Origin of the sequence: Affinirhizobium helianthi (genome assembly GCF_042680945.1) — a bacterium.
GTDB lineage: Bacteria > Pseudomonadota > Alphaproteobacteria > Rhizobiales > Rhizobiaceae > Neorhizobium > Neorhizobium helianthi.
The window spans coordinates 136,248-161,547 of the sequence record NZ_JBHUEQ010000004.1; the positions used below are offsets into that span (position 1 = coordinate 136,248).

Sequence of the window (25,300 nt, forward strand, 5' to 3'; positions counted from 1 at the left end):
ACGCCAGCCGCTTGCAAAGCCAAGAAAGGGTGGCGTCTTCCTGCCTCAAGCAATAATCTGTTAACCCTAACAGTTCGTTAAATCGCCTTCCTGAAAGCATCCCATGGCTCCCTTCCAGTTCATCGAAAGACTTGTCCCGTTTCGTCCCATGAGCGCAGACGCGCTTTCCGTTTACGCAGTCACGCCCGCTGAGCTGGAGGCGGGACTGGCCGGATCGGCCGCCAGCAGCTGGGCGAAGGCGGCAGGCTTCAAGGCCGATGCAGGCAATCTCCTGCTCCTTCCCGGTGAGGGCGGCACTCTGGCGGGCGCAATCTTCGGCCTGGGCGCAAATCCGTCCGATCAGCCTTTCATCTGCGGAAAGCTTGCCCGCCAATTGCCAGCCGGGGAATGGAGGCTGGAAATTCAGGCTCTTGCCTTCGAAAAGGCGGCGCTGGGCTTCGGTCTTGGCACCTACAGCTTCGATAGTTATCGCACACCAAAGGCTGTGGAAGCATTCCTTTGCGTTCCAGATACGATTGATATTGCTGGTCTGGAGCGCACGCTCTCGGCCGTTTTTCTGGCGCGCGATCTGGTCAATACGCCGACCAACGATATGGGGCCGGACCGATTGGACGCGGTCTTCTCGTCCATCGCAGCCCATTATGGCGCTACGCTTTCAAAGATCATTGGCGAGGAACTGCTGGCCCGGAACTTTCCTCTGATCCACACGGTCGGTCGCGCCAGCGCGCAGGCGCCACGGCTTCTCGAAATGCGCTGGGGCCGCAAGGGCACGCGCAAGGTCACCTTGGTTGGCAAGGGTGTGTGTTTCGATACCGGAGGACTGGATATCAAGCCGGCATCGTCCATGCTATTGATGAAGAAGGATATGGGCGGTGCCGCCAATGTTCTGGCGCTTGCCTCTATGATCATGGATGCAGAGCTGGATCTCGATCTGCGTGTTCTGGTTCCTGCCGTGGAAAACTCCATCTCCGCCGATGCCTTCCGCCCAGGCGATATCTATCGCAGCCGCAAGGGCTTGACGGTTCAGATCGACAATACCGATGCGGAAGGGCGCCTCATTCTGGCCGATGCCCTGGCCTTCGCGGATGAGGATGCGCCGGATCTGATCATCGACATGGCGACCTTGACGGGCGCTGCCCGCGTTGCGCTCGGTCCCGATCTGCCGCCATTCTTCACCGATGACGAAGCGCTTGCCGCAAGTCTCGCCCTGGCGGCCATTGCGGAAGACGATCCGCTGTGGCGATTGCCCCTTTTCAAGGGTTATGAGAAGGATGTGCGTGCACGCGTGGCAGATCTGACGAATGCGCCTTCGGGTGGCATGGCGGGTGCCATTACGGCGGCCTTGTTCCTCAAACGCTTCGTGGGTGAAGCAACATGCTGGGCGCATTTCGATATTTATGCCTGGTCGCCAGCGGAAAAGCCGCATGCGGCAATCGGAGGTGAGGCGCAGGCCATTCGCGCCCTTTTCCGCCATATTGCTACGCTTTCTTGAGGTCCATCAAGGCACGGATGGTATGGAGTAGAAATGCCTGCGGAATTGAGCGCAACCGAAGCCCTCGGCCTCTGGCACAGGGTTTGTCTCAATCAGGTTCGCTATCAGGGGCAGGATTTCACGCTGCGCCAGATGGCTGTTCTGCTGCATATCTATCTCGTGCCGCCGCCGCACACAGTGCGGGGGCTGGCCTCCGCATTGGGCGTTACCAAGCCGGTGATTACGCGGGCGCTGGACAGTCTTGGCGCCATGCAGCTGGTGGACCGCACGCGCGATGTGGAGGACCGCCGCAATGTGATCATCAAACGCACGCTTGACGGTGCACTGTTTCTCGAAAAACTGGGCGATCAGATACGCGACGAAGCGCGTCGATCCTCACCATAAGGACTGGCCATGACCGATATTCTCGACCGCCGTTTGAATGCCTTCCGCCCTGATCTGGCCGATGAGCGGTTGGCGGAGCGCGTGCAGGCAGAACGCTATGTCGGCGGTGAGCCTGCCTCCATTGCCGTGCCGCTTGCCAATATCCGCCCTGAGGCCGACCGGGCACGCAATATCGACACGCAGTTCCTGTTCGGTGAACCTGTTCGCATTTTCGAGCGGCGAGATGGCTGGGCCTGGGTGCAGGCCGAAGAGGATGGTTATGTCGGCTATCTGCCGGAAGCGGAGCTGACCGCGCCGACAGCCCCGACGCATTGGATCAGCGTGCCGCGAAGCTTTGTCTATCCCGATGCAGAACTGCGCAAGGTGCCGCTTCATGCCCTCTCCATGGGAAGCCGCATCGAAGTCGTCGGCGAGGCCGAAACGCGCGGAACCCGCTATTTTCTGCTCAAGTCCGGCGGCGCCATCATTGCAAGGCATTGCGTGCCGGTTTCAGACTACGTGCACTCCGATTATGTGGCTATCGCCGCTGAATTTCTGAATACGCCCTATCTGTGGGGTGGAAGGTCCGGCTTCGGGATCGATTGCTCGGGCCTCGTCCAGCTGGCGATGATGATGGCAGGCATCAAGGCGCCACGCGATTCCGATATGCAGGCTGCCTTCGGCCGCGAAATCGAGCGCCATGACGTGAAGCGCGGCGATCTCGTTTTCTGGAAAGGGCACGTCGCCATCATGGAGGATCGTGAAACGATGCTCCATGCAAATGGGAACACCATGACAGTGGCACGGGAAACCCTTGAGGCAGCGATTGAGCGAATCGGCTGGCTTTACGGTCAGCCTACGGGCTTTCGCACGCCTTATTGATCAGCGCTTGCGCAATACTTCGTGGTAGAAGCATTCATCGCTTCCCATATGAAGCGAAATGGTTTGGAGCATTGCGATGATCGGACGCTGGCAAATTCTTGGTCTGGCCTTTCTGGTGGGCGTCACGGCGAATCCGGCCTTTTCGAAAGACAAGGCGCCGATGCGGGACATGCCGCGCAACGGCGAGTTCTACAAGGATCTGCCGGGCGTGAAGCCCATGGAAAGCCTTGTGCAAAAGGGCGACGGCCTTGATTGCGAGACCGTCACCGTCTACCGCCGCTGGAGCGAGCGCGACATTTTCCGCGACTTCCCCGTCAGCGCTTACCGCTGCGAAAAGAACGGCGTCACCTATACCGGCACGCAAATGCCGAACCGTCCCTGGGTTCCGGGCCTCAACCCTCAAACCCTGCCTGAGTAAGTCATTGCTAATTGATGTCCCTTTTATGGGATATTCCTCTGCTCGCGCTCATCGCCTTTGGATTCTCTGTCGCTGAAAACAAATGGGGTGTCGTAATCCCGAGCGTTTCGGCGCCGCTCAAGTGTTTTGCTGACATACCAAAAACTTTACGTTGCGAGATGAGGAAGATCTCGCTGTTAAGCGGGCGGGCGGCTGCGGTCAGGCGGACGACAAGTGTCGATCAACTGCCTTTCCCTGCCTCGCAGGACTGACACATGGACCCGATAAGGTGCCCAGTGAACCGGACATGATCTCGGAGGAGTGACCGAGTATCGATGTTTAACCATGGAGGAGATGGAAATGAGCAGGAATAGAGGCGTCGTTTATATGCGGCCCGGCAAGGTCGAGGTGCGCGACATCGATGACCCGAAGCTCGAAGCGCCGGATGGGCGGCGTATTGAGCACGGCGTCATCCTCAAGGTTATTTCCACCAATATCTGTGGTTCCGATCAGCACATGGTCCGTGGCCGCACAACAGCCATGCCTGGCCTCGTGCTCGGCCATGAGATCACCGGCGAGGTGATCGAGAAGGGCATCGATGTCGAGATGCTGCAGATCGGGGATATCGTCTCCGTCCCCTTCAACGTTGCCTGCGGACGCTGCCGCTGCTGCAAATCGCAGGATACAGGCGTCTGCCTCACGGTTAATCCGGCCCGCGCTGGCGGTGCCTATGGCTATGTCGACATGGGCGGCTGGATCGGCGGCCAGGCGAAATATGTCACCGTTCCCTATGCAGATTTCAACCTGTTGAAATTCCCGGATCGTGATCGCGCGATGTCGAAAATCCGCGACCTCACGATGCTTTCCGATATTCTGCCGACCGGCTTCCATGGCGCGGTCAAGGCAGGCGTCGGCGTTGGCTCCACCGTTTACGTTGCAGGTGCGGGTCCGGTCGGTCTTGCTGCTGCGGCATCGGCACGCATTCTTGGTGCAGCCGTCGTCATGGTGGGTGACTTTAACAAGGAACGCCTCGCACACGTGTCCAAGATGGGTTTTGAGGCTGTCGATCTCTCCCAGAGCGACCGGCTGGGTGATATGATTGCCCAGATCATCGGAACCAACGAAGTGGATAGCGCCATTGACGCTGTGGGCTTCGAGGCCCGCGGTCATTCCGGCGGCGAACAACCGGCCATCGTTCTCAACCAGATGATGGAAATCACCCGTGCAGCAGGCAATATCGGTATTCCGGGCCTCTATGTCACGGAAGATCCGGGTGCCGTGGATGATGCGGCCAAGCAGGGCAGCCTCTCCATGCGCTTCGGTCTTGGCTGGGCAAAGGCTCAATCCTTCCACACCGGCCAGACACCAGTTCTCAAATATAACCGTCAGTTGATGCAGGCGATCCTGCATGACCGTCTGCCGATTGCCGATATCGTCAATGCGAAGATCATCTCGCTTGAGGATGCGGTGCAGGGCTATGAGAGCTTCGACCAAGGCGCGGCAACCAAGTTCGTGCTCGACCCGCACGGCGACCTTCTCAAGGCCGCTTGATCGACACAAGATCCGCTAATCTCCCGAGCGCCTGCGGCAGCCTCTGCCGCGGGCGTTTCTCTGTGCGGCTTGTACCAGTGAAGCACAGGATCATGGGGCGTGGCTGCAAGGGCGATTCCGGCGGAGGCGGAAGCGCCTGGAATGCTCTATCTCTTTTGTTTTGATGCAGGCTGGATGCACAACCACTGACGCCTTTGCAGGATGGTCTCCAATACGGCCAAGAGAGCAGCCATTGTCGCACTGCGCAGTGCATGGGTTTGCGGGGCCATTTGATGCGCATGAATCGTCGCATCCCCCGGAGGGGAGCGTTACGATTTAAAACTTTTGAGGAGTCTTAAGCTTTTGATCTGGCTAGCGATCAAAATGGAATGGTGCCCAGAAGAGGACTCGAACCTCCACACCCTTGCGAGTACCAGCACCTGAAGCTGGCGCGTCTACCAATTCCGCCATCTGGGCGACGAGGAGCGATGTACTGGTCTGAGGGGGTCCTGTCAACGGCCCTTTTTGAACTTTCTGTGTCAGAGGCAAAATTTCTTCAGGCGGCATGTGGATGAGTGGCCGAACCGACCCATCCATCAGTCGGTCTGGCTGCTATCCTCCTTGTTTTTCTTGGACGATCGGTCGATATGCCCGAGATCGCGGTCAGGCTCGATGATATCGCGCACACGCTGTTTCAGCTCCTTGGGGCCGGGAAAACCGCCATCCCTGGCTCTTTCCCAAATCAGGGCGCCGTTTACGCTTATCTCGAAGATCCCGCCCGTGCCCGGCACAAGCGCCACCTCGCCCAAGCTGTCGCCGAAGGTGTGGAGAAGCTCTTGCGCCATCCAGGCAGAACGCAGCATCCAGTTGCACTGCGTGCAGTAATGGATGGCGATTCGGGGTTTGTCGGCCATCTGCATGTCTCCGCGTCTGATCGTGATCACAGTGATTTTATGTTGCGTGTCGACGCAGCAGCAAGACCTATTGCGTGCTCGCCGTAAGCCACGAAGGCAGCAAGCGGTGATTTAGATCATAGTGATTGAGCTTTCACTTGAATAAAAAACGGAGCGTTTCTAGACTTGTTACTGTTCAACCACCCTGGAGGATCTGGCATGGCGAAGTTCGAGCTGTATAAAGACAAAGCCGGTGAGTTTCGCTTTCGGTACAAAGCTTCCAATGGCGAGACGATGTTTTCGTCGGAAGGTTATAAGGCCAAGGCTTCGGCCGTGAAAGCAATCGAATCAATTCAAAAAAACGCCTCAGAAGCAAAAGTGGACGATCAGACGGTATAGGGAAAAGCCTGAACTTTCACCATGGTCGCCCAGGAGCCGCAGCGCGATCTGCGGTTCCTCCTGTTCAAGAAGATCGGAACATCGCGTGCTTTCCCCCGTTCGTTGATTACACCCATCGACAAGGAGAAAACCGATGACAAAGAAACTGATCGCAGCGCTTGCCCTTTCCACTGTTCTGCCTTTCGCGGCCATGGCGCAAACCACCACAGCCCCGGTGACGCCAGAGCAGGGGCAGGCGACGAACCAGAATAATGCCCGTGGTGGCATGGCGGATGTGCCACGCAGCGCCGAGGCGACGACGGAAGGCCCGTTCGTGACGGTGCCGGGACAGGGTGCCTGGAAGGTGAGCGACCTGCGCGGTAAATCCGTTTACACCACAGGCGGCGAGAGCATTGGAAGCATCAGCGATGTGCTCGTGAGCCAGGATGGCAGCGTTAATGCCGTGATTCTTGGCGTGGGTGGTTTTCTCGGCATCAATGAAAAGGATGTGGCGGTGGATATGAGCGCACTACAGCTCGGCCCCGGCATGACCCAGAAAGAGGCCGATCAGGCCGCTGCCAACACGCCTGCGGTATCGGGCGAAACCACGGCTTCTACCGCCAATAACACGTCCAACCCGGTTCCCTCAGCCAACACGACCAATGGCGTTGGCATGGGCGCACAGCAGCAGAACACCGCTGCGGGGCAGGGCACGGCCGCACCGGCACGGAATGAGCAGATGGCTGCCAATAATTCCGGCTCTTCTGCGGACGCAAAAATCGGCGAAGATGGCCTGCCGGAGCGGATCGTGTTGAACGTGACGCGTGAGCAGCTGGATCAAGCGCCTGCCTTTCAGGGTATGACGCCTGCGCGCTAGAGCATGGCGCGCAAAAGTGTGCAGCGGTTTTGCGATAACGACATGCGTTAAAACAAAGACTTAAAGCGTTAGGAGCGAATCTGAAAGATCGCGACACGCTTTAATACCGCCATCAAAATGAACAAAGCCCTGCGGTGATGTCCACTGCAGGGCTTTGTTATGAAATGTCGCCTGATTACTCGTCGTTCATCTTCAGAGCGGCGATGAAGGCCTCCTGCGGTATCTCCACCTTGCCGAACTGGCGCATGCGCTTCTTGCCTTCCTTCTGCTTTTCCAGAAGTTTGCGCTTACGGGTTGCGTCGCCACCATAGCACTTGGCCGTCACATCCTTGCGCAGGGCGCGAACCGTTTCACGCGCAATGACCTTGCCGCCGATAGCGGCCTGGATCGGGATCTGGAACATGTGCGGCGGAATGAGTTCCTTCAGCTTTTCGCACATGCCGCGTCCACGCCGGTCGGCTGCCGAGCGGTGCACCAGCATGGAGAGCGCGTCGACGGGATCGCCGTTGACCAGAAGCGACATCTTGACGAGATCGCCCGCACGGTAATCGATGATCTGGTAGTCGAACGAGGCATAACCCTTGGAAATCGACTTCAGGCGGTCATAGAAATCGAACACCACTTCATTGAGCGGCAGTTCGTAGGTCACCATGGCGCGGGTGCCGACATAGGTGAGTTCCGTCTGGATGCCGCGACGGTCCTGGCAGAGCTTCAGGACAGAGCCGAGATATTCATCGGGTGTCAGAATGGTCGCCTTGATCCACGGCTCGCGGATCTCGTCGATCTTCACCACATCGGGCATATCTGCCGGGTTGTGCAGTTCTTTCACGGAACCATCGGTCAGGGTCATCTGATAGACGACGGAGGGTGCCGTTGCGACAAGATCGAGATTGAACTCGCGCTCAAGGCGCTCCTGAATGATTTCAAGGTGCAGCAGCCCAAGGAAACCGCATCGGAAGCCAAAACCAAGCGCGGCCGAGCTTTCCATTTCGAACGAGAAGGAGGCATCGTTGAGACGCAGCTTGCCCATGGCAGCGCGCAGATCTTCGAAGTCGGCCGCATCAACGGGGAAGAGACCGCAGAACACAACCGGCTGTGCGGGCTTGAAGCCGGGCAGGGCCTTTTCCGTCGGGCGCTTGTCATCGGTGATGGTATCGCCAACGCGGGTATCGGCCACTTCCTTGATGGAGGCGGTGATGAAGCCGATTTCGCCGGGGCCTAGGCTGTCGACATTGACCATCTTGGGGGTCAGAACGCCGACCCGTTCCACGCCGTATTTGGCGCCCGTGCCCATCATGCGGATCTGCTGGCCCTTGGTGAGTACGCCATCGATGACGCGCACCAGAACCATGACGCCGAGATAGGTGTCATACCAGCTATCGACCAGAAGCGCCTTCAGCGGAGCCTTTTCGCCCCCTTCGCTCTTCGGCGGCGGAAGCTTGTGCACGATGGCTTCCAGCACATCGGGAATGCCAAGGCCGGTCTTCGCGGAAATCAGAACCGCGTCGGACGCATCGATGCCGATAACTTCCTCGATCTGCTCCTTGATGCGGTCAGGCTCGGCGGCGGGCAGGTCGATCTTGTTGAGAACAGTGACCAGCTCATGATTGTTGTCGATGGCCTGATAGACGTTGGCGAGCGTCTGCGCTTCCACGCCCTGCGACGCATCGACCACCAGCAGCGAGCCTTCGCAGGCCGAAAGCGAGCGTGAAACTTCATAGGCAAAGTCCACGTGGCCAGGCGTGTCGATGAGGTTCAACACGTAGGTTTCGCCGTTTTTCGCCTTGTAGTGAAGGCGAACCGTCTGCGCCTTGATGGTAATGCCGCGCTCGCGCTCGATATCCATCGAATCGAGAACCTGCTCCGACATCTCGCGCTCGGCCAATCCGCCGGTCGATTGGATCAGGCGGTCAGCCAGCGTGGATTTGCCATGGTCGATATGCGCGACGATGGAAAAGTTGCGGATATGGTCAAGGGGCGTACGATCGGTGCTCATGGCTGGCGCATATAGCAGCGAGCCGTTTCAACGCCTAGCGGGAAATTGCGTCAAAGCCTATAAAACAGGGCTTCCTCAGCGAAATTGCTCGGGCCAGTCACGCCGTGTTGCCACCTGACCTTCCGTTCGCAAACGTGCAACCTCGGAAAGATCGATCCGAGTGATCAGCCAGTGGCTTTCCTGCACGTCATCCGATGCGCTTTCCGCAAAGATACCGCTTGGCGGCATGCCGTAATCGGAGGGCACGTAAAGGGCGGCTCGTCCCTTGTTTTCATCGAGCGCCGGAGACCAGGGTGCATCCCCCGCTGTCGGCGATGAGAGCACCGCATACTGGTTTTCCAAGGCACGCGCCTGGGCACCGATGCGAACCCGGTAGCTGCCGGCCAAGGTATCGGTGCAACTGGGGGCGAGAACCAGTTCCACACCCATGTCCGCGAGTTTGCGCCCCAGCATGGGGAATTCATTGTCGTAGCAGATGAGAATGCCTACCCTTCCAACCGGTGTGTCGAAGGCTGAAAGCCCATCGGTTCCCGCAGAGATGTGCCAGCTCTCACGCTCGAAACGTGTCATGATCTGCTTGTCCTGATGGCCGATAAAGCCCTGCGGACCGAACAGCGGCGCACGATTGCGGAACTGGCTATCAGGATCGAGAACCGGCATGGAGCCGGGCTGAAAGGTGATGCCATGCCTGCGGGCGAGCCTCTCGCAAAGATCCATCCAGTCCTTGATTAAGGGCTGAATGCCCCGAATGGATGCATGCAGATCGGATCGGATTTCTGGAGGCAGCTGTCCGGACAGCACCAGCCCGGCATATTCCGGCAATAGCAGCAATTGCGCGCCCTGACTTGCTGCCCGCTCCACCAGCAGGCTCAGATGTGTCTCGTAGTCGTCCCAGCGCTCGATCAGTTCGATCCTGTACTGGCAGGCAGCAAGCGTGATGGTCATGCGGCAATACTCTTGATCCAGAAGGAGAGGGGCTTGGGGCTTTCACAATCCTCATCCAGATCGCGCCAGGAAAAGGTGGTTCGCAGATCCGGATGATGACGATAGCCGCGCTTTTCCCAGAAGCGGGTGAGGGGGGTGTAATCCAAGGGCCGCCGTGGATGATTTTCCGGGCGCTCCACCGCGCAGAAGGTGCAGTTGGCGAGGCCAAGCCTTCTTGCCTGCGCCTCCCGCTGCTCGAAAAAGGCAAGGCCTATACCTCTGCCCCGATAGGACGGCAGAAGGACGCTTTCGCCGAAGTAGAAGAAGTTTTGCGGATCCAGCATCTTTGCCACGAAGGGAGCCTTCACCTCATCCGTTTCCGTCACCATCGGGGTTCCGGTTGCAGCGCCCACCACCGTCTCGCCATCGAAAGCCAGCACGAAGACGGATCCTTCCGACCGCGCATAGGTGGCCAGATACTTTTGCTCGTATTCAGGGTCGCCATCGTAAAGATAGGGAAAATCGCGGAACACCGCGATGCGCAGCCGCGCCACGTCGTTGAAATAGGGGGCGGCGTCGCTGCCGGAAAAGGATTTGACCGTGAGGACCATAGATTGTTTTCACTTGTTGATTGGCGCGTTATACCGTCGCGCAACGATCATTTGAAGCTGCCAGAAAGAGGGACAATCCGCATGCACGCCAGCGACATCATCCGCGCCTATTACGATGCCTTTAACGCGCAGGATATGGACGCGTTTCTTGCCCTGCTGACAGATGATGTGGTGCATGACATCAATCAGGGAGAACGGCAGGAAGGCAAGGCTGCTTTCGCAAAGTTCATGGAACATATGAACCGCTGCTATAAGGAAAACTTGACGGACATGGTGATCATGGCGAGCGAGACCGGAACCCGCGCCGCCGCCGAATTTATCGTGAACGGCGAGTATCTGGCGACCGATGAGGGACTGCCAGAGGCCAAGGGCCAGACCTACAGACTGCCGGCTGGTGCCTTCTTCGACATTCGCGATGGCAAAGTGGCTCGCGTGACCAACTACTACAACCTCAACGACTGGATCACCCAGGTCGGCGGCTGATTTCTCATATAAGAGAACTTGATTCCCTCATAATAGAATTATAGTGTCGCCTGTATGAGCGATACGATGCACCATTTCGAGCAAGCAACGGGGGCGAGATTAAAGACCCTGCGGCAAGGACATGGCCTGACGCTGGATGAACTGGCGAGGGCCTCAGGTGTCAGCCGCGCCATGATTTCCCGCGTTGAGCGGGGCGAGGTCAGCCCGACGGCCGCGCTTCTGGCGCGATTATGCGAAGCGCTAGGCATGAGCCTTTCACAATTCTTTACACCCGACGATGCACCGAACAGCCCCTTCATTCGCCGCGATGATCAATACCTGTGGCGCGATCCGGTCACCGGCTATCTGCGCCGTTCCGTATCGCCGCCCGGCACGGGCAGCGGTGTCGATATTGTTGAGGTCGAGTTTCCTCCCGGTGCACGGGTATCCTTTCCGCCACGTGCCGAAAGTCGCGACATGACGCAGCATGTCTGGCTGTTCGAAGGGCGGCTCGACATGATCCTGCCGGATAAGACTCATGCGCTGCATGCGGGCGATTGCCTGTTCATGCACATTGGCGACGCTTTCGAATTCCACAATCCATCCGATGCGCCTGCGCGCTACGCCGTCATCCTCGACCGCGGGCGGCGTTGATAAGGTATTTCTCATGGTGACGATCCATCTTCTGACTGCCGAAGACATGACCTTCTGGCTCGACGATCTTTGTGAGGTTCTGGCGGATTGCATCAATGGCGGTGCCTCACTCGGTTTCATGCTGCCTTTCGAACCCAAAGATGCAATGCCCTACTGGAGGGACGTGCAGAGCCATGTCGCATTGGGCCAGACATTGTTCGCCGTGGCGAAGCGTGACGGGAAAGTTGTCGGCACGGTTCAGGTGGGGCTGGCACAAAAGCCCAATCAGCCGCACCGCGGCGATGTCATGAAGCTGCTGGTGCATCGTGCAGCAAGGGGGCTTGGCCTGTCTCGAAAGTTGATGGCCTGTGTTGAAGCCGAAGCGGCCCTACAGGGACGTTCGCTGCTGGTTCTGGATACCGCAACGGGTAGCGAGGCGGAGGCAATTTACCCCCGTCTCGGTTGGCAGAAGGTTGGCGTCGTTCCCGACTATGCACTTTGGCCTCAGGGTGGTTTTTGCGATACCACCATTTTTTATAAGCGCATTGGAATCTGAAGCCTCACTTCAAAGACGTGTTGAACGCATCGAGGATCAACTTGGCCGCTTCTTCGTGAACAGTAGCGCGATCTCGAACCCCTTCACCATCGCAAATGGGGTCCTTCTCGCCAGCCTCACTTAGGATTTCCAAGGCATCCGCCTTGCACACAGGCAGGAAGCTGAAGTGGTTGGAACCTGGTATCTGGTGATAATGCGCGCCTGGAAGCTGGGAGGAGAGCATCCTTGCATCAACGGCAACAGGAATCTTATCCGCATCTCCCAGATTGATGACAGTCGTTGCAGCCTCGATGGTCTTCAGGCTTTGCGGCCGGAATGCAGTTGCCAAACCCGGATCGACAATGACGGCGGAGATTACGCGCGGATCGAGATTGGACTGCTCGAAATGCGCCTTATCGAAGTCCCGCAGCTTGACGACGGGGGAGGCCACCCGTTTGCCATCCACAAAGCCGAAGCCGCCTGCATACCACTGGCAATCCATCATCATCGAATAGTGGTCGCAGTAATCGGCATAGGCGTTCAAGTTCGCGCGGGCGCCAATCAGTTCCAGCGCCGTGCTGCCGCCCAGAGAAAAGCCGATGACACCGATTCTGGAAGCATCGACGGACGCCTTCCAACGTGCCTCACCCGTCATCCAGGTAATGATGTTGGAGAGGTCCTGCGTCCGCTCCCAGATGCGTGGGGTGGCAATAGGGGTGGAATCGCCACTGGTGGTGCCGGGGTGGTCGGGACCGGCAACGATGAATCCTTTTTCGGCCAGACGCGCGGCAATCCACGTCATGCCCTGCGCTTTGGAGCCGGAGCCATGCGACAGGAGAATAAGGGGAAATTTGCCGGGATTGATTGCCGCATCGCGCTTCGCCGGGGCACCAGTAAAGATGCGGTTATCACCCACCGGCGTTTCCGGCGCTTTGGCATCAGACGGATACCAGACATCCACCATGAGCGGCTTCCCGCGTTGTGGTGATGGGACGGAAATGGTGGTTGCGCCGATGAATGTTTCGGCAAGCGCTGCCGCAGGCGCAAGTGCGCTGCCGAGAAGGAGGGTGATGGTGAGGAGTGTTTTCATGGTCCGCTCTTTCGTAATGGAGACGGGCCACACATCACCGATCAGTGCACGAACGTGCGACCTTGAACCTGTTGAAGGCCGTTCTCGAACATGATCTTGGACATGAAATGAGGGAACCGTTGCGCGCGGCAGGGGTTGGAAAGCTGTTACCCCGCTCAAAACGGAGGAAGAAAAATGAGTAAGACGGATATCAAGGCTGCGCAGGAGCGCGCAGAGGCGCAAGTTGCCAACACCAGCGCCGGCGGCCACCTTGGCGGCACCTATTATGGCCAGCAGCCAGACGGAAAGACAGCCACGATGAAGGAGCAATCCGGTGGCAAGGCACGTCCGAACGACGGTTCGAACTGATCAGGTTTTTAAGGGACGCGGCGGTGACGCCGCGTCCTCATCCTTTTTGACGATTACAGCGTGCCCTTGCGCTGCTGCATCATCATGAAGGTATCGAAGCTGTAGTCTGCAATCTGCAGCCACAGGTAACCGTCCTTCTTGAAAGCCTGCTGGCTATCGTAGATCTTCTTGAAATTCTCATTCTTGGCGGAAATCTCGGCATAGACTTCCTGTGCAGCCTTATAGCAGACATCCATGATGTCCTGGCTGAAAGGCTTCAGAATCGCACCTTGAGCGACCAGTTCGCGCAGCGCCTTGGCGTTCAACGCATCGTAGCGCTCCAGCATCAGTGCGTTTACACGGGCGCAGGCATCGGTGAGAACTCGCTGATAGCTCTTCGGCAGCGCGTTGAACTTCTCGCGGTTGAAGAAGGCGTGAACCGCCGGGCCACCCTCCCAGAAGGCCGGGTAGTAGTAGTACTTGGCGACCTTGTAGAAGCCGAGCTTGTGATCGTCATAAGGGCCGACGAATTCCGTCGCGTCGATCGTGCCCTTTTCGAGCGCAGCATAGACATCGCCACCGGCGATCTGCTGCGGCGTGACACCAACCTTGCTTAAGACCTGACCGGCCAGACCGGCAATGCGCATCTTCAGACCCTTGAGATCGTCAACGGTCTTGATTTCCTTGCGGAACCAGCCGCCCATCTGCGCGCCGGTATTGCCTGCGGGCAGCGCATAGAGGTTATGCTGCTCGAGGAATGCGTTGAGCAAGTCGTTGCCGCCGCCAACCGTGAACCAGGAATTAGTGAGGCGGGCATTGAGGCCGAAAGGAACAGCGGTGCCCAGCGCAAAGGTCGGGTCTTTTCCGACATAGTAATAGGCGCAGGTATGCGCCATTTCCACCGTACCAGCGGAAACAGCGTCCGCTGCCTGGAGTGGCGGAACGATTTCGCCGGCTGCATAGGTCTGGATCTTGAACTTGCCACCCGTGGCTTCGGACACGCTTTTTGCAATTTCCGTCGCGCTGTCAAAGAGCACATCAAGGCTCTTCGGGAATGAGGAGGTCAAACGCCAGGTGATCTCCGGGTTTTCCTGGGCGACAGCCGGGGCTGCCAGTGCGGTTGCTGCTGCGGCGCCGACACCGGCGACCCCAGCCTGACGGAAGAATGCTCTGCGATCCATTTCTATCATGCCTTCGGTTTGGGCCTCTTCAGGAGGCGTATCTCTTCCGAGGCTAAATCATTTTGTTGCCGATACTGCAAGCCTGAGAGGCAAAATGTTGCTGGCGTGCAAAGCCTGTGGCGGGGATCGTTGCCAAAGCTCTCTGGCAGCGCATGTCTGCCATGCATTCAAGAAGACTTGCAGCACAGAACCAACTCGCCTAGATTAGAATCATTCTAAAAGGAGCGACCGCTGATGTTGGATTTTTTGCGTGGTTCTAGTCGTCGGCCATTCGAGAGCCTCAGCGAGGAGGAAATTCTCGCGCTGGCCATCTCTTCCGAAGAAGAGGATTCGCGCATCTACATGTCCTATGCGCGTGCCCTCCAGGAAGCAGCGCCTGACTCTGCCAAGATCTTCCGCGACATGGCGGAAGTGGAGCAGACGCATCGCAACATGTTGATTTCCCAGTTTCGCCAAAGGTTCGGAGAAGACATTCCGCTGATCCGCCGCGAGCATGTGCGTGGCTTCTACCAGCGCAAGCCGGACTGGCTGGTGAAGAACCTGTCTCTGGAGACCATCCGCGCCCAAGCGGAGCTGATGGAGAAGCAGGCCTATAACTTCTACATGGAAGCGCAGAAGCGGGTGACGGATGCCTCCACGCGGCAATTGCTGGGTGATCTGGCACTTGCGGAGCAGGGGCATAGCGACATTGCCCATATGTTGGGCGACAAACATACGCCAGAAGATGTGCGCGAGGAGGAGGCAGCAACCGAGCGGCGGCAGTTCATCCTCACCTATGTTCAGCCCGGTCTGGCAGGGTTGATGGATGGTTCGGTTTCCACGCTTGCGCCCATTTTCGCCGCAGCCTTTGCCACGCAGGATACCTGGCAGACATTTCTGGTCGGTCTTTCGGCTTCTGTCGGTGCCGGTATCTCCATGGGCTTTACCGAAGCCTCGCATGATGACGGCAAGCTTTCCGGACGTGGCTCGCCGCTGAAGCGTGGACTTGCTTGCGGCATCATGACCACGGTTGGCGGTCTCGGCCACGCACTGCCCTACCTCATTCCGCACTTCTGGACCGCCACAATTGTTGCAGCCATCATCGTGTTTGTTGAGCTTTGGGCGATTGCCTTCATCCAGAACAGATATATGGAGACGCCGTTCATGCGAGCCGTCTTCCAGGTCGTGTTCGGCGGCTCGCTCGTTCTGGCTGCCGGTATCCTGATCGGAAATTCGTAGGCGGCTTACGGCGACTGGCGAAGTTACAATAAAAAAGGCCCGCTTTCGCGAGCCTTTTCCCATTCAGTCAATAGCAGTTTACCGCACTGAGCCAACAACCAGTTCGCGGCCATCTTCGATGGAAACCCAACGGCCCGTGTTGAAGGACGCCTGACGCTTCAAATAGGTATAGTCGGTCTCGCTCCAGAGCTTTACCTGATCGGTAAGGTTGTCGAGGATGTAATCCCCTTCCGATGTGCGAACCGTGAGAACGGCATGACCCTCGCCATCAGGCTTGCGAACGACGGTGATCAGCAGGTCGGCAAGCGAGAACCCCTTTTCCTTGAGTTCCTTGCGCTTTTCCAAGGCGTAGTCTTCGCAATCGCCAGCGGTGGTGGGATAGGCCCAATATTCCTCACGGCCATAGACGTCCATATCTGTGCGCGCCTCGATCCGGTGGTTCACCGAAGCATTGATCTGCTGGATCATCTCCCAGCCATATTCGGTAACCTTGGGCGGCAGGGTCGATGCAAAGCGCTGATTGCACTCGTCCGGAAGGCGCTGACAGAATTCGTAGTGGCCGATCGGCTGGGAGGTGATGCCACCCACGATCATGTTCAGCGAATTGGTGCGCGGCGCAGGAATGGCTGCGGAGGCAGACGCGAGCAGAGTTGTAAGGATCACGGCAAAGTGCCGTGCCTTCAGGGCATTCATCATGGACCCGTCCCTTTAAATCCTAACGAAAGGTTAAGATCGACAGGGGCCGGGTGTCAATTATGAACGAAAGATTAACAAAGCCTCTTGCGATTTATGGTTAAGATCGATGCATTTTAGCAGCAGTTTAACTAAATCGCCTTCAGTCCATGGCGCTGATCGCGGCGCGCATCCGTTCGATATCCTGCGGGCGCGACAGCCGATGATCACCATCACGGATGAGGGTGAGAACCACATCGTCTGCGGGCAGGAACTCCACGAGTTTCAGCGCATGGGCAAAGGGCACGTCCGGATCCTTCATGCCCTGTAATATATGGACGGGGCAGCCGGTCTCGATCATGCCGGTCAGTACCCGGTTTTCGCGACCGTCCTCGAGAAGCGCCCTGGTGAAGATGTTGGGTTCGGGGCTGTATTCGGAAGGCTCTTCAAAATAGCCCTTTTCCTCCAGCTGGCGGCGTTCTGCGTCCGACAGCGCGGGTTCAATCAGCTCATGGGTGAAATCGGGCGCGGGGGCGATGAGTACGAGCCCGGTCACCTTCGACGTGCCGCGTTTTCGCAATTCCTGCACCGCGCGCAGGGCAATCCAGCCACCCATGGAAGAGCCGACAAGGATAACATTTGAATGAGGATGGGCCTCCACGACGGCAAGGGATTCCTCGAGCCATCGGGAAATGGTGCCCTCGCGAAATGCGCCGCCCGACTGGCCGTGGCCAGAATAGTCGAAGCGCAGAGTGGAAAGGCCAAGCTCGATGCCGAGCTTCTCCATCTCCAGTGCCTTGGTTCCCTCCATATCGGAGCGATAGCCGCCGAGCCAGACCAGAAGCGGTTTGTCGGCTGATGTGCCGGGCCGGTAGATCAAGGCAATCTCGCGGGCATCCAGGCCCTGGCCGACTGTCAGGTGGCGGATCGTTCCTTGCGCAGCTGCATTTTCCATGGCGCGAATCTCCTCATGTTGGGTGCGATATAGAACAATTTGGGAATTTCCAGCCACTCGTGGAATGAATTTGACAGCTGATACCCAGTTGCCGCACCAGGCGCTACAATGAAAAATCCCAAAAATTCTAATGGAAACACACAGTTAATTGGTGGGCATTGTGATCGTAACATTCCCTCTCGAGGGTGCAGAAGGCGACAGCAAATCTTACGATCAGACCACTAGGTGATTTCCTGGCTTTAATATGCTATTGACTTCCGGGCAGTGTTGACGAAATTGCCGTTTCGTCGCGTGCGCGAAGCAACGCCGCTGCGACCCAGAAATTATTCGAGGAGAATACGACCATTCGCAGACCATTCAAAGCCGACGCTCCTGTAAAGGACGGTCCGCGCTCCAACCGGGAAATCCGCATCCCTCGCGTTCAGCTGATCGACGCAGAGGGCCAGAACCTCGGCATCGTGCCGACAGATCAGGCGCTGAGGATGGCAGAGGAAGCGGGGTTGGACCTCGTCGAGATCTCTCCGAACACCGAGCCGCCGGTCTGCAAAATTCTCGATCTCGGCAAGCTGAAATACGCCAACCAGAAGAAGGCGGCTGAAGCGCGCAAGAAGCAGAAGATCGTTGAAATCAAAGAAATCAAGATGCGCCCGAACATCGACACCCATGACTATGAGGTGAAGATGAAGGCAATCAACCGCTTCTTTGAAGATGGCGACAAGGTGCGTGTGACGCTGCGTTTCCGTGGTCGTGAAATGGCGCACCAGGAACTTGGCATGAAGCTTCTGCTCCAGGTCAAGGAAGATACGGCTGCGATTGCCAAGGTTGAGGCCGAGCCCAAGCTCGAAGGCCGCCAGATGATGATGGTTCTGGCGCCGAGGTAATTCGGGGCCGATCCATCTCTGTCGCTCGATCCGTTCGGGCACGAATCACCTGTAACACCCATTGCGCTTTTGCCCGTTGGTGGTATAAGCGCGCGTCCGAACGGTCCGGCAGGGCATGCCGTGGCCGTTCTTGAATAGCTTGAAACTGACCTCATCAGTCGGTTTCGATACAAGAACACGGAGTAGCAAAATGCCCAAGATGAAGACGAAGTCGTCCGCCAAGAAGCGGTTCAAGGTAACCGCGACTGGTAAGGTCGTTGCAGCTGCTGCTGGCAAGCGCCACGGCATGATCAAGCGGTCCAACAAGTTCATCCGCGATGCACGCGGTACGATGATCCTTGCCGAGCCTGATGGCAAGAAGGTTATCAAGAACTACCTGCCGAACGGTCTCTGAGACCCTTTCGCTTTTGGATCACTAAGGAGATCATGACATGTCACGCGTAAAACGGGGTACAACCTCCCACGCCAAGCACAAGAAGACACTCAAGGCAGCCAAGGGTTTCTACGGCCGTCGCAAGAACACGATCCGCGCTGCAAAGGCTGCGGTTGACCGTTCGCGCCAGATGGCGACACGCGACCGTCGCGTGAAGAAGCGGAATTTCCGCGCTCTTTGGATTCAGCGTATCAACGCTGCTGTTCGCGAATTCGGCCTGACCTATGGCCGCTTCATCGACGGCCTGAACAAGGCTGGCATCGAAGTGGACCGCAAGGTTCTGTCGGACATGGCAATCCATGAGCCTGCAGCATTCGGCGCTCTGGTCGATGCATCCAAGAAGGCTCTTGCGTATCTGAAGGATGCTGGAACGGCCAACGAGTTTGAAAGCGCGGTTCGTTAACCAGCGCTTCCCAAGCTAATCTAGCTTCATTGAATTGGGAAACCCGCGCTGGTTTGGGCTGGCGCGGGTTTTTCATTTTGTCTACTGGGCCATATGGCACGATCACATGTCACGACCGTAGGTCAGCAAAGCTGATTTCGCCGCGAGCATCACACGGAAAAAACCATGTCCGATCTGGAAAATTTGAAGACCTCGCTTCTGACGGAAATCGCTAATGCGCAGGATGAAGCGGCATTGGAAGCCGTTCGTGTCGCAGCGCTGGGCAAGAAGGGCTCTGTCTCCGAGCTTCTGAAGACACTGGGCGCCATGAGCCCGGAAGAGCGGCAGACACGCGGCGCTGCGATCAATGCCCTGAAAAACGACGTCAACGAGGCGCTTGCCGGGCGCAAAACGGTTCTGCGCGATGCCGCAATCAATGCGCGTCTTGCGGCGGAAACCGTCGATGTCTCCCTGCCCGTGCGCTCTTCGCCTGCCGAACGCGGCCGCATCCATCCGATCAGCCAGATTATCGATGAGATCACGGCGATCTTCGCTGACATGGGTTTCTCCATCGCGGAAGGCCCGGATATCGAGACCGACTATTATAACTTCACGGCGTTGAACTTCCCGGAAGGTCATCCCGCGCGCGAAATGCACGATACCTTTTTCTTCCAGCCGGATGAGAAGGGTGAGCGCAAGGTTCTGCGCACGCACACCTCTCCGGTTCAGATCCGCACCATGGAAGCGCAAAAGCCGCCGATCCGCATCATCATTCCTGGCAAGACCTATCGCCAGGATTCGGACGCCACCCATTCGCCGATGTTCCATCAGGTGGAGGGGCTCGTTGTCGACAAGAAGAGCCACGTCGGCAATATGCGCTGGATTCTGGAGGAATTCTGCAAGGCATTTTTCGAAGTGGACAGCGTCACCATGCGCTTCCGCCCGTCCTTCTTCCCCTTCACCGAGCCGAGCTTTGAGGTGGACATCCAGTGCGACCGCTCGTCAGGCCCCATCGTCAAGTTCGGGGAAGGCACCGACTGGATGGAAATCCTCGGCTGCGGCATGGTGCATCCGAACGTGCTGCGCGCCGGCGGGCTCGATCCGGATGAATACCAGGGCTTTGCCTGGGGCATGGGATTGGACCGCATCGCCATGCTGAAATACGGCATGCCGGACCTGCGCGACTTCTTCAATGCCGATGTCCGCTGGATGAACCATTATGGTTTCCGCCCACTCGACATGCCGACGCTGTTCGGCGGTTTGAGCCAGTAAACAGCCAAGGAGGATAGACCCATGAAATTCACGCTCTCCTGGCTGAAGGAACATCTGGAAACTGACGCGACGCTCGAGCAGATCTGCGAGCGCCTGACGGCGATCGGGCTTGAAGTCGAGGATGTTGATGACCGGGCGGCCTACAAGCCATTCGTCATTGCCAAGGTTCTATCCGCTGAAAAGCACCCCTCCGCCGACCGGCTGAAGGTGCTGATGGTCGATACGGGCGATGGCAAGCCGGTGCAGGTGGTCTGCGGTGCGCCGAACGCACGCGCAGGTCTGGTTGGGGCCCTGGCGCGTCCGGGCACCTACGTTCCCGGCATCGATGTGACACTGGCGGTCGGTAATATTCGCGGCGTCGAAAGCCACGGCATGATGTGCTCCGAAAAGGAGCTGAACATCTCCGAAAATCACGATGGCATCATCGATCTGCCGGAAAATGCGCCGGTGGGAACGGCCTTCGCATCCTATGCCGGTCTGGATGATCCGGTCATCGAGATCAATCTGACGCCGAACCGCCCGGACTGCACCAGCATTTTCGGCATTGCACGCGATCTGGCGGCGTCCGGCCTCGGCACGCTGAAGCAGCCCAAGGCTCCGAGCTTCAAGGTGGACGGTGAAACGCCGGTCGAGGTGAATATCGACCTGGACGATGAGCGTCTCTGCCCCGGCTTTGCGCTGCGTCTCGTGCGAGGCGTGAAGAATGGCCCCAGCCCGGAATGGATGCAAAAGCGCCTGAAGGCCATCGGTCTTCGCCCCATCAATGCGCTGGTCGATATCACCAACTACATGACCTTTGATCAGGGTCGCCCGATGCACGTCTTCGATGCAGCCAAGGTCAAGGGTAACCTCACGGTTCGCCGGGCCAGGGATGGCGAAGAGATTGTTGCGCTTGATACGCGCACCTACAAGCTTGGCCAGAACAATGTGATCATTGCCGATGACAATGGTGTGGAATCCATCGGCGGCATCATGGGCGGCGAACATTCCGGCTGTGACGAGAACACGGTGGATGTTCTGATCGAATCGGCTCTGTGGGATCCGATCAACATTGCCAAGTCGGGTCGTGCGCTCGGTATCATTACCGATGCTCGCTACCGCTTCGAGCGTGGTGTCGATCCTGAATATATGATGCCGGGTCTTGAGCGGACCACGGAGCTTGTCATTGCGCTGTGCGGTGGCACGCCCGCCAAGGCGCGCGTTGCCGGATACAAGGGGCATGACCGCAAGGTCGTGGACTTCCCGTTCTCCGAAGTGAAGCGCCTGACGGGTCTCACCGTGTCAGTGGAGGAGAGCCGCCAGATCCTCACCGGTCTCGGCTTCGAAATTTTGTCCGGCGACGACAGCCAGGTTCAGGTTGCCGTTCCCTCATGGCGTCCAGATGTGGACGGCAAGGCGGACCTCGTTGAAGAGGTCATGCGCATTCACGGCGTCGATAACATCAAGCCTGAACCCCTGCCTGCAAAGGATACGGTTAACGCCCGTATCTTGACGACGCTGCAAGTTCGCACACGTACCGCCAAGCGGGCGCTCGCCTCCCGTGGCATGCTGGAAGCCGTGACCTGGTCCTTTATACCAGAGGATCAGGCTAAATTGTTTGGCGGCGGTCAGCCTGCCCTGAAGCTGGCAAACCCCATCGCTGCCGATATGTCGGACATGCGACCCTCGCTTCTGCCGGGTCTGCTGACTGCAGCCCAGCGCAATGCGGACAAGGGCTTCGGCGATGTCGCCATCTTCGAGGTCTCCGGCACATATGAAGGCGACACGCCGGATCAGCAGCGGCGCGTCGCTGGCGGCATTCGTCGCGGCACCGCTTCGCTGGCGGGCGCTGGCCGTCTGTGGTCGAATGCGGCCAAGGGTGGCGGAAAGCCTGTCGATGTCTTCGATGCCAAGGCTGATGCTCTGGCGGTTCTGGAAGCCTGCGGCATGCCGATGGCCAATGTGCAGATCGAGCAAGGCGGTCCTGCCTGGTATCATCCAGGCCGTTCAGGCACGATCAAGATGGGGCCGAAGGTCGTTCTCGGCCATTTCGGGGAATTCCACCCCAACACGCTGTCGGCTCTCGATGTATCGGGGGCTCTGTGCGGCTTCGAAGTCTATCTCGATGCCATGCCGGAACCGAAGAAGAAGTCGACACGCACCAAGCCCGCCCTGGAAATGTCACCCTTCCAGATGGTCAAGCGCGACTTCGCCTTCGTGGTGGAAAAGACCGTGGATGCCGCTGCCCTTATCAAGGCAGCAACCAGCGCGGATCGCAAGCTGATCACGGGCGTGAACGTCTTCGACGTGTTCGAAGGTGCATCGGTTGGCGAAGGCAAGAAGTCGGTTGCCATCGAAGTGTTGATCCAGCCTGTCGAAAAGACCCTGACGGACGAAGATTTCGATGCATTGACGAAGAAGATCGTCGGCAATGTCGAGAAGTCAACGGGAGGAGTGTTGCGGGCCTGATGCCCGCAATTGCTCCAGAGCACGTCAGGCAAGAATGCGTCGGTAGTTTTGCGTCCGGGCTGCGAAAAAGAGACCGAGCATTTCAGGTGATTCCGCTTTCACCGGAAATGCTCTGGACACATGAGAAAAAGGCCAGTGGCATCTACCACTGGCCTTTTTTCTTGGAGATGCCCTTGGGCTTGGATCTTATCCAGCAAAACCGCTGAAGCGCTTTTGCTGGAGGTGTTCTGCGAGGCCGTTAACGACCGTCAGGAGGCGCGGGCATAGCTCTGTTGTGCGCCCTGAGCATAGTTTCTCGAGGCACTGGTACGGAAGCGCTGGACCATGTCTGCCAGACGTTCGGTTTCGTGGGTAAGGCTCTGAGCTGCGGCAGTGGTTTCCTCAACCATGGCTGCGTTCTGCTGCGTTACCTTGTCCATGTTGTCACCAGCGGCCGTTACTTCCCGCAGGCTGCCTGCCTGTTCGCGGGCAGCGTCGGCAATCTGGGAGATGGTCTGGCTCATGGAGACGACCTGACCAACGATTTCCTCGAGTGATTTGCCAGATGCGCTGACGAGATCGACACCCGTTTGAACCTGCTGGCTGGAGGTGTTGATCAACTCCTTGATTTCGCGAGCGGCGGTTGCCGAACGCTGAGCCAGTTCACGGACTTCCTGTGCGACAACTGCAAAGCCCTTGCCTGCCTCTCCGGCGCGGGCCGCTTCGACGCCGGCATTCAGGGCAAGGAGGTTGGTCTGGAATGCGATTTCGTCGATCACGCCGATGATGCTGCTGATCCGCTCGGACGAGCTCTGGATTGCCGTCATCGCTTCGATGGCGCGGGCGACAATCTCTCCACCCTTCTCAGCATTGTCACGGGCGACGGATACCACGCCCTGTGCATTGGCGGCGCCTTCGGCAGTGTGGTTTACACCCTTGGACACTTCAGCAAGGGCAGCGATGGTTTCTTCCAGCGATGCGGCCTGCTGCTCCGTGCGGCGGGCAAGATCGTGAGAGGCATCGGAGATTTCACCAAGACCGGCCCGGATAGTCACGACCGTGGTGACAACACCGCCAACCGCCTCTTCAAGGGCAGCAACGGAAGTGTTGAAGTTCTGGCGAATTTCCTCGAATTCCGGCGCAACAGACTGGTTCATGCGTACCGTCAGGTCACCCTTGGCAAGAGCATTGAAGCCGGCCTGAACCTGGAAAACAAACTGGCGCAGATCTTCTGCCTTTGCGCTTTCCAGAGCCAGCTTTTCCCGGCGCTCTGCTTCAACGGAGGTGCGAAGCTGCTCCTGCTCCGCCTGCGCCTTAACACCATGCGCAAGATCGTGGCGGAACTTTTCGAGTGCCTTGGCAAGCGTACCAACTTCGTCGGTGCGCTCCTTCTGATTCACTTCCGTCTCGTAGTCGCCGTTGCTCAGTCCATTCACGCTGCGAAGCAGTGCGCCGAGCGGATTGCGAACCAGCTTGGAGGAGGCGATGTAGATGATGGATACGCAGGCCAGAAGGATCAGCAGGCCGCTAACGATCGCGCTTTTGATTGCCTCGGTGACGGGTGCGGAGAAGATGGCCTCCGGAACGTCGAGAACAAGCGCCCAGGTGGTGTTCATGCCGGCCGCATTGATGGGATAGACGATACGGACGCGACCGTCCTCGAAGCCCTTGATGACGCGGGCTTTGCCTTCCTGAAGCACGGCCTTCACATCATCGGTGCCAGGATCGGCATAGGCCTTCATCAGAAGGTCCTTGTTCGGGTGGGCCAGCCAGTTCGAGTTGCTTGCGAGAAGCATCACGCGACCGCCTTCGAATGGCTGAAGGCTGTCCAGAGATTTCACGAGGTCATCCAGCGTAATATCGACACCGGCAAGGCCGACCGTTGTGCCCTGGATCTGGATGGGAACCGATACCGACGTCAAAAGCTTGCCGCTGGTGGAGACATATGGTGCCGTAATCAGGCTCTTGCCGGATTGGAGCGGTGCCGCATACCACTGTTCGGTCGGGTTGATAATCCAGGTCGAAAATTCCCGCGATCCGCTGGCTGTCTTGGTCCAGTAGGGGGTGAAAACGCCTTCGGCATTGTTCCCTTCGGAGCCATTGAGCGTGAAATCAACCTTGTCATTCGGCACGCTGCACATCCAGGCGCCGAAGAGGTTGGGATAAGGGGCAGTGACAGGCTCAATCAGCGCAACAATGTCTTTCTTGTTGCGTCCACCCTTCTCAATATAGCCGGAAAGAGTGGCTGCCAGCGTCTTGCCCGCAGAGAGTGCCTCGGTGATCTGGGAAGTTACCTGCTGAGCGACGCCTTGAGCCTTTTCGTGAGCAAGCGCCATGACCTGCTTTTCTGTGTTGTCTTTTGCTTGCCAGCCGGTGTAGCCCGTATATAAGCAAATAACAATGGATGCTGCTACGCCCGTCGAGAGCATCAGCTTTCCAGAAATACTCGTCAGAATCTGTCGCACCTTAGTTCGCCCCGTTGTCTATTT

The 25,300-nt window shown here is 58.0% G+C and carries 26 protein-coding genes and 1 tRNA gene; 17 read left to right on the plus strand and 10 right to left on the minus strand.

The genetic code is table 11. From position 1 onward, the window contains the following. The first annotated feature begins 103 nt into the window (after positions 1 to 103). The 5 genes from ACFSE1_RS04025 to fdhA all read left to right on the plus strand — a co-directional run bounded on the left by ACFSE1_RS04025 (position 104) and on the right by fdhA (position 4,685). Positions 104 to 1,492, plus strand: coding sequence for a leucyl aminopeptidase family protein (locus ACFSE1_RS04025; protein ID WP_377396845.1), 1,389 nt, complete (start codon positions 104 to 106; stop codon positions 1,490 to 1,492). Between the two features lie 33 nt (positions 1,493 to 1,525). Further along, a complete protein-coding gene (locus tag ACFSE1_RS04030; RefSeq protein ID WP_377396847.1) occupies positions 1,526 to 1,876 on the plus strand; it encodes a MarR family transcriptional regulator in 351 nt (116 codons plus the stop codon). Between the two features lie 9 nt (positions 1,877 to 1,885). Further along, a complete protein-coding gene (locus ACFSE1_RS04035; protein ID WP_377396849.1) occupies positions 1,886 to 2,737 on the plus strand; it encodes an NlpC/P60 family protein in 852 nt (283 codons plus the stop codon). Between the two features lie 76 nt (positions 2,738 to 2,813). Further along, positions 2,814 to 3,155 carry a hypothetical protein gene (locus ACFSE1_RS04040; RefSeq protein WP_377396851.1) on the plus strand — a complete coding sequence of 114 codons (342 nt, stop codon included), beginning with the start codon at positions 2,814 to 2,816 and terminating at the stop codon, positions 3,153 to 3,155. Between the two features lie 339 nt (positions 3,156 to 3,494). Further along, positions 3,495 to 4,685 (plus strand): formaldehyde dehydrogenase, glutathione-independent, encoded by a 1,191-nt coding sequence (gene fdhA / locus ACFSE1_RS04045; protein WP_377396853.1) that lies wholly within the window; start codon positions 3,495 to 3,497, stop codon positions 4,683 to 4,685. Between the two features lie 369 nt (positions 4,686 to 5,054). Here fdhA and ACFSE1_RS04050 read toward each other — a convergent pair. Then, positions 5,055 to 5,141: transfer RNA gene (locus ACFSE1_RS04050), tRNA-Leu, on the minus strand. Positions 5,142 to 5,260: 119 nt separating this feature from the next. After that, a complete protein-coding gene (locus tag ACFSE1_RS04055; protein WP_377396855.1) occupies positions 5,261 to 5,578 on the minus strand; it encodes an Rdx family protein in 318 nt (105 codons plus the stop codon). 198 nt (positions 5,579 to 5,776) lie between these two features. On the opposite strand from ACFSE1_RS04055, the gene ACFSE1_RS04060 reads away from it, so the two are divergent. Together ACFSE1_RS04060 and ACFSE1_RS04065 are read left to right on the plus strand one after the other, a co-directional pair. Then, on the plus strand, positions 5,777 to 5,956 hold the full coding sequence (locus tag ACFSE1_RS04060; RefSeq protein WP_377396857.1) for a YegP family protein: 180 nt from the start codon (positions 5,777 to 5,779) through the stop codon (positions 5,954 to 5,956). A gap of 133 nt (positions 5,957 to 6,089) precedes the next feature. After that, a complete protein-coding gene (locus ACFSE1_RS04065) occupies positions 6,090 to 6,812 on the plus strand; it encodes a PRC-barrel domain-containing protein (protein ID WP_377396859.1) in 723 nt (240 codons plus the stop codon). Between the two features lie 175 nt (positions 6,813 to 6,987). On the opposite strand, the gene lepA is transcribed toward ACFSE1_RS04065, so the two are convergent. The 3 genes from lepA to ACFSE1_RS04080 all read right to left on the minus strand — a co-directional run bounded on the left by lepA (position 6,988) and on the right by ACFSE1_RS04080 (position 10,343). Further along, the gene (lepA, locus tag ACFSE1_RS04070; protein ID WP_377396861.1) at positions 6,988 to 8,808 is read right to left on the minus strand and encodes a translation elongation factor 4; all 1,821 of its coding nucleotides are present in this window, start codon (positions 8,806 to 8,808) and stop codon (positions 6,988 to 6,990) included. 75 nt (positions 8,809 to 8,883) lie between these two features. Next, a complete protein-coding gene (locus tag ACFSE1_RS04075; RefSeq protein WP_377396863.1) occupies positions 8,884 to 9,753 on the minus strand; it encodes a carbon-nitrogen hydrolase family protein in 870 nt (289 codons plus the stop codon). After that, on the minus strand, positions 9,750 to 10,343 hold the full coding sequence (locus ACFSE1_RS04080; RefSeq protein ID WP_377396865.1) for a GNAT family N-acetyltransferase: 594 nt from the start codon (positions 10,341 to 10,343) through the stop codon (positions 9,750 to 9,752). The genes ACFSE1_RS04075 and ACFSE1_RS04080 overlap by 4 nt, the downstream gene beginning before the upstream one ends. Before the next feature lie 81 nt (positions 10,344 to 10,424). Between ACFSE1_RS04080 and ACFSE1_RS04085 the strand changes: the two genes are divergently transcribed. The 3 genes from ACFSE1_RS04085 to ACFSE1_RS04095 are packed head-to-tail and all read left to right on the plus strand — an operon-like array spanning position 10,425 to position 11,994. Then, positions 10,425 to 10,826 (plus strand): ketosteroid isomerase-related protein, encoded by a 402-nt coding sequence (locus ACFSE1_RS04085; RefSeq protein WP_377396867.1) that lies wholly within the window; start codon positions 10,425 to 10,427, stop codon positions 10,824 to 10,826. A gap of 54 nt (positions 10,827 to 10,880) precedes the next feature. Beyond that, positions 10,881 to 11,459: a helix-turn-helix domain-containing protein gene (locus tag ACFSE1_RS04090; protein WP_377396869.1), complete on the plus strand. Its 579-nt coding sequence runs from the start codon at positions 10,881 to 10,883 to the stop codon at positions 11,457 to 11,459. Positions 11,460 to 11,472: 13 nt separating this feature from the next. Beyond that, positions 11,473 to 11,994 (plus strand): GNAT family N-acetyltransferase, encoded by a 522-nt coding sequence (locus tag ACFSE1_RS04095; RefSeq protein ID WP_377396871.1) that lies wholly within the window; start codon positions 11,473 to 11,475, stop codon positions 11,992 to 11,994. A gap of 4 nt (positions 11,995 to 11,998) precedes the next feature. On the opposite strand, the gene ACFSE1_RS04100 is transcribed toward ACFSE1_RS04095, so the two are convergent. Beyond that, positions 11,999 to 13,063 (minus strand): alpha/beta hydrolase family protein, encoded by a 1,065-nt coding sequence (locus tag ACFSE1_RS04100; RefSeq protein WP_377396873.1) that lies wholly within the window; start codon positions 13,061 to 13,063, stop codon positions 11,999 to 12,001. A 174-nt stretch (positions 13,064 to 13,237) separates the two neighbouring features. Between ACFSE1_RS04100 and ACFSE1_RS04105 the strand changes: the two genes are divergently transcribed. Beyond that, positions 13,238 to 13,411, plus strand: a complete 174-nt coding sequence (locus ACFSE1_RS04105; RefSeq protein ID WP_377396875.1) for a hypothetical protein — start codon at positions 13,238 to 13,240, stop codon at positions 13,409 to 13,411. A gap of 53 nt (positions 13,412 to 13,464) precedes the next feature. Here ACFSE1_RS04105 and ACFSE1_RS04110 read toward each other — a convergent pair whose 3' ends face one another. Beyond that, positions 13,465 to 14,571 carry a TRAP transporter substrate-binding protein gene (locus ACFSE1_RS04110; protein ID WP_377396877.1) on the minus strand — a complete coding sequence of 369 codons (1,107 nt, stop codon included), beginning with the start codon at positions 14,569 to 14,571 and terminating at the stop codon, positions 13,465 to 13,467. A 234-nt stretch (positions 14,572 to 14,805) separates the two neighbouring features. Here ACFSE1_RS04110 and mbfA point away from each other — a divergent pair, with 234 nt between their 5' ends. Continuing rightward, positions 14,806 to 15,789, plus strand: coding sequence for an iron exporter MbfA (gene mbfA, locus ACFSE1_RS04115; RefSeq protein ID WP_377396879.1), 984 nt, complete (start codon positions 14,806 to 14,808; stop codon positions 15,787 to 15,789). A 78-nt stretch (positions 15,790 to 15,867) separates the two neighbouring features. Here the strand turns inward: mbfA and ACFSE1_RS04120 are convergent, their stop codons facing one another. Next, positions 15,868 to 16,485 carry a transglutaminase-like cysteine peptidase gene (locus ACFSE1_RS04120; RefSeq protein WP_377396881.1) on the minus strand — a complete coding sequence of 206 codons (618 nt, stop codon included), beginning with the start codon at positions 16,483 to 16,485 and terminating at the stop codon, positions 15,868 to 15,870. Between the two features lie 139 nt (positions 16,486 to 16,624). Beyond that, positions 16,625 to 17,416: an alpha/beta hydrolase gene (locus ACFSE1_RS04125; protein ID WP_377396883.1), complete on the minus strand. Its 792-nt coding sequence runs from the start codon at positions 17,414 to 17,416 to the stop codon at positions 16,625 to 16,627. Positions 17,417 to 17,760: 344 nt separating this feature from the next. Here ACFSE1_RS04125 and infC point away from each other — a divergent pair, with 344 nt between their 5' ends. From infC to pheT, 5 genes are all read left to right on the plus strand, one after another. Then, positions 17,761 to 18,297, plus strand: a complete 537-nt coding sequence (gene infC / locus ACFSE1_RS04130) for a translation initiation factor IF-3 (protein WP_377397231.1) — start codon at positions 17,761 to 17,763, stop codon at positions 18,295 to 18,297. A gap of 190 nt (positions 18,298 to 18,487) precedes the next feature. Then, positions 18,488 to 18,691: a 50S ribosomal protein L35 gene (gene rpmI, locus ACFSE1_RS04135; protein ID WP_165216076.1), complete on the plus strand. Its 204-nt coding sequence runs from the start codon at positions 18,488 to 18,490 to the stop codon at positions 18,689 to 18,691. Between the two features lie 37 nt (positions 18,692 to 18,728). Next, complete coding sequence (gene rplT, locus ACFSE1_RS04140) at positions 18,729 to 19,133, plus strand: 50S ribosomal protein L20 (protein ID WP_377396885.1); 405 nt, start codon at positions 18,729 to 18,731, stop codon at positions 19,131 to 19,133. Between the two features lie 165 nt (positions 19,134 to 19,298). Further along, positions 19,299 to 20,384, plus strand: coding sequence for a phenylalanine--tRNA ligase subunit alpha (pheS, locus tag ACFSE1_RS04145; RefSeq protein ID WP_377396887.1), 1,086 nt, complete (start codon positions 19,299 to 19,301; stop codon positions 20,382 to 20,384). Positions 20,385 to 20,405: 21 nt separating this feature from the next. After that, complete coding sequence (gene pheT, locus ACFSE1_RS04150; protein WP_377396889.1) at positions 20,406 to 22,832, plus strand: phenylalanine--tRNA ligase subunit beta; 2,427 nt, start codon at positions 20,406 to 20,408, stop codon at positions 22,830 to 22,832. Between the two features lie 248 nt (positions 22,833 to 23,080). Here pheT and ACFSE1_RS04155 read toward each other — a convergent pair whose 3' ends face one another. Then, positions 23,081 to 25,147 carry a methyl-accepting chemotaxis protein gene (locus ACFSE1_RS04155; RefSeq protein ID WP_377396891.1) on the minus strand — a complete coding sequence of 689 codons (2,067 nt, stop codon included), beginning with the start codon at positions 25,145 to 25,147 and terminating at the stop codon, positions 23,081 to 23,083. Between the last annotated feature and the right edge of the window lie 153 nt (positions 25,148 to 25,300).

Bases quoted from the DNA above. Each gene is read 5' to 3' on its own strand.
- ACFSE1_RS04025 (WP_377396845.1), top strand. From the start codon at position 104: ATGGCTCCCTTCCAGTTCATCGAAAGACTTGTCCCGTTTCGTCCCATG.
- ACFSE1_RS04030 (WP_377396847.1), top strand. From the start codon at position 1,526: ATGCCTGCGGAATTGAGCGCAACCGAAGCCCTCGGCCTCTGGCACAGG.
- ACFSE1_RS04035 (WP_377396849.1), top strand. From the start codon at position 1,886: ATGACCGATATTCTCGACCGCCGTTTGAATGCCTTCCGCCCTGATCTG.
- ACFSE1_RS04040 (WP_377396851.1), top strand. From the start codon at position 2,814: ATGATCGGACGCTGGCAAATTCTTGGTCTGGCCTTTCTGGTGGGCGTC.
- fdhA (WP_377396853.1), top strand. From the start codon at position 3,495: ATGAGCAGGAATAGAGGCGTCGTTTATATGCGGCCCGGCAAGGTCGAG.
- ACFSE1_RS04055 (WP_377396855.1), bottom strand. From the start codon at position 5,578: ATGGCCGACAAACCCCGAATCGCCATCCATTACTGCACGCAGTGCAAC.
- ACFSE1_RS04060 (WP_377396857.1), top strand. From the start codon at position 5,777: ATGGCGAAGTTCGAGCTGTATAAAGACAAAGCCGGTGAGTTTCGCTTT.
- ACFSE1_RS04065 (WP_377396859.1), top strand. From the start codon at position 6,090: ATGACAAAGAAACTGATCGCAGCGCTTGCCCTTTCCACTGTTCTGCCT.
- lepA (WP_377396861.1), bottom strand. From the start codon at position 8,808: ATGAGCACCGATCGTACGCCCCTTGACCATATCCGCAACTTTTCCATC.
- ACFSE1_RS04075 (WP_377396863.1), bottom strand. From the start codon at position 9,753: ATGACCATCACGCTTGCTGCCTGCCAGTACAGGATCGAACTGATCGAG.
- ACFSE1_RS04080 (WP_377396865.1), bottom strand. From the start codon at position 10,343: ATGGTCCTCACGGTCAAATCCTTTTCCGGCAGCGACGCCGCCCCCTAT.
- ACFSE1_RS04085 (WP_377396867.1), top strand. From the start codon at position 10,425: ATGCACGCCAGCGACATCATCCGCGCCTATTACGATGCCTTTAACGCG.
- ACFSE1_RS04090 (WP_377396869.1), top strand. From the start codon at position 10,881: ATGAGCGATACGATGCACCATTTCGAGCAAGCAACGGGGGCGAGATTA.
- ACFSE1_RS04095 (WP_377396871.1), top strand. From the start codon at position 11,473: ATGGTGACGATCCATCTTCTGACTGCCGAAGACATGACCTTCTGGCTC.
- ACFSE1_RS04100 (WP_377396873.1), bottom strand. From the start codon at position 13,063: ATGAAAACACTCCTCACCATCACCCTCCTTCTCGGCAGCGCACTTGCG.
- ACFSE1_RS04105 (WP_377396875.1), top strand. From the start codon at position 13,238: ATGAGTAAGACGGATATCAAGGCTGCGCAGGAGCGCGCAGAGGCGCAA.
- ACFSE1_RS04110 (WP_377396877.1), bottom strand. From the start codon at position 14,571: ATGGATCGCAGAGCATTCTTCCGTCAGGCTGGGGTCGCCGGTGTCGGC.
- mbfA (WP_377396879.1), top strand. From the start codon at position 14,806: ATGTTGGATTTTTTGCGTGGTTCTAGTCGTCGGCCATTCGAGAGCCTC.
- ACFSE1_RS04120 (WP_377396881.1), bottom strand. From the start codon at position 16,485: ATGATGAATGCCCTGAAGGCACGGCACTTTGCCGTGATCCTTACAACT.
- ACFSE1_RS04125 (WP_377396883.1), bottom strand. From the start codon at position 17,416: ATGGAAAATGCAGCTGCGCAAGGAACGATCCGCCACCTGACAGTCGGC.
- rpmI (WP_165216076.1), top strand. From the start codon at position 18,488: ATGCCCAAGATGAAGACGAAGTCGTCCGCCAAGAAGCGGTTCAAGGTA.
- rplT (WP_377396885.1), top strand. From the start codon at position 18,729: ATGTCACGCGTAAAACGGGGTACAACCTCCCACGCCAAGCACAAGAAG.
- pheS (WP_377396887.1), top strand. From the start codon at position 19,299: ATGTCCGATCTGGAAAATTTGAAGACCTCGCTTCTGACGGAAATCGCT.
- pheT (WP_377396889.1), top strand. From the start codon at position 20,406: ATGAAATTCACGCTCTCCTGGCTGAAGGAACATCTGGAAACTGACGCG.
- ACFSE1_RS04155 (WP_377396891.1), bottom strand. From the start codon at position 25,147: ATGGCGCTTGCTCACGAAAAGGCTCAAGGCGTCGCTCAGCAGGTAACT.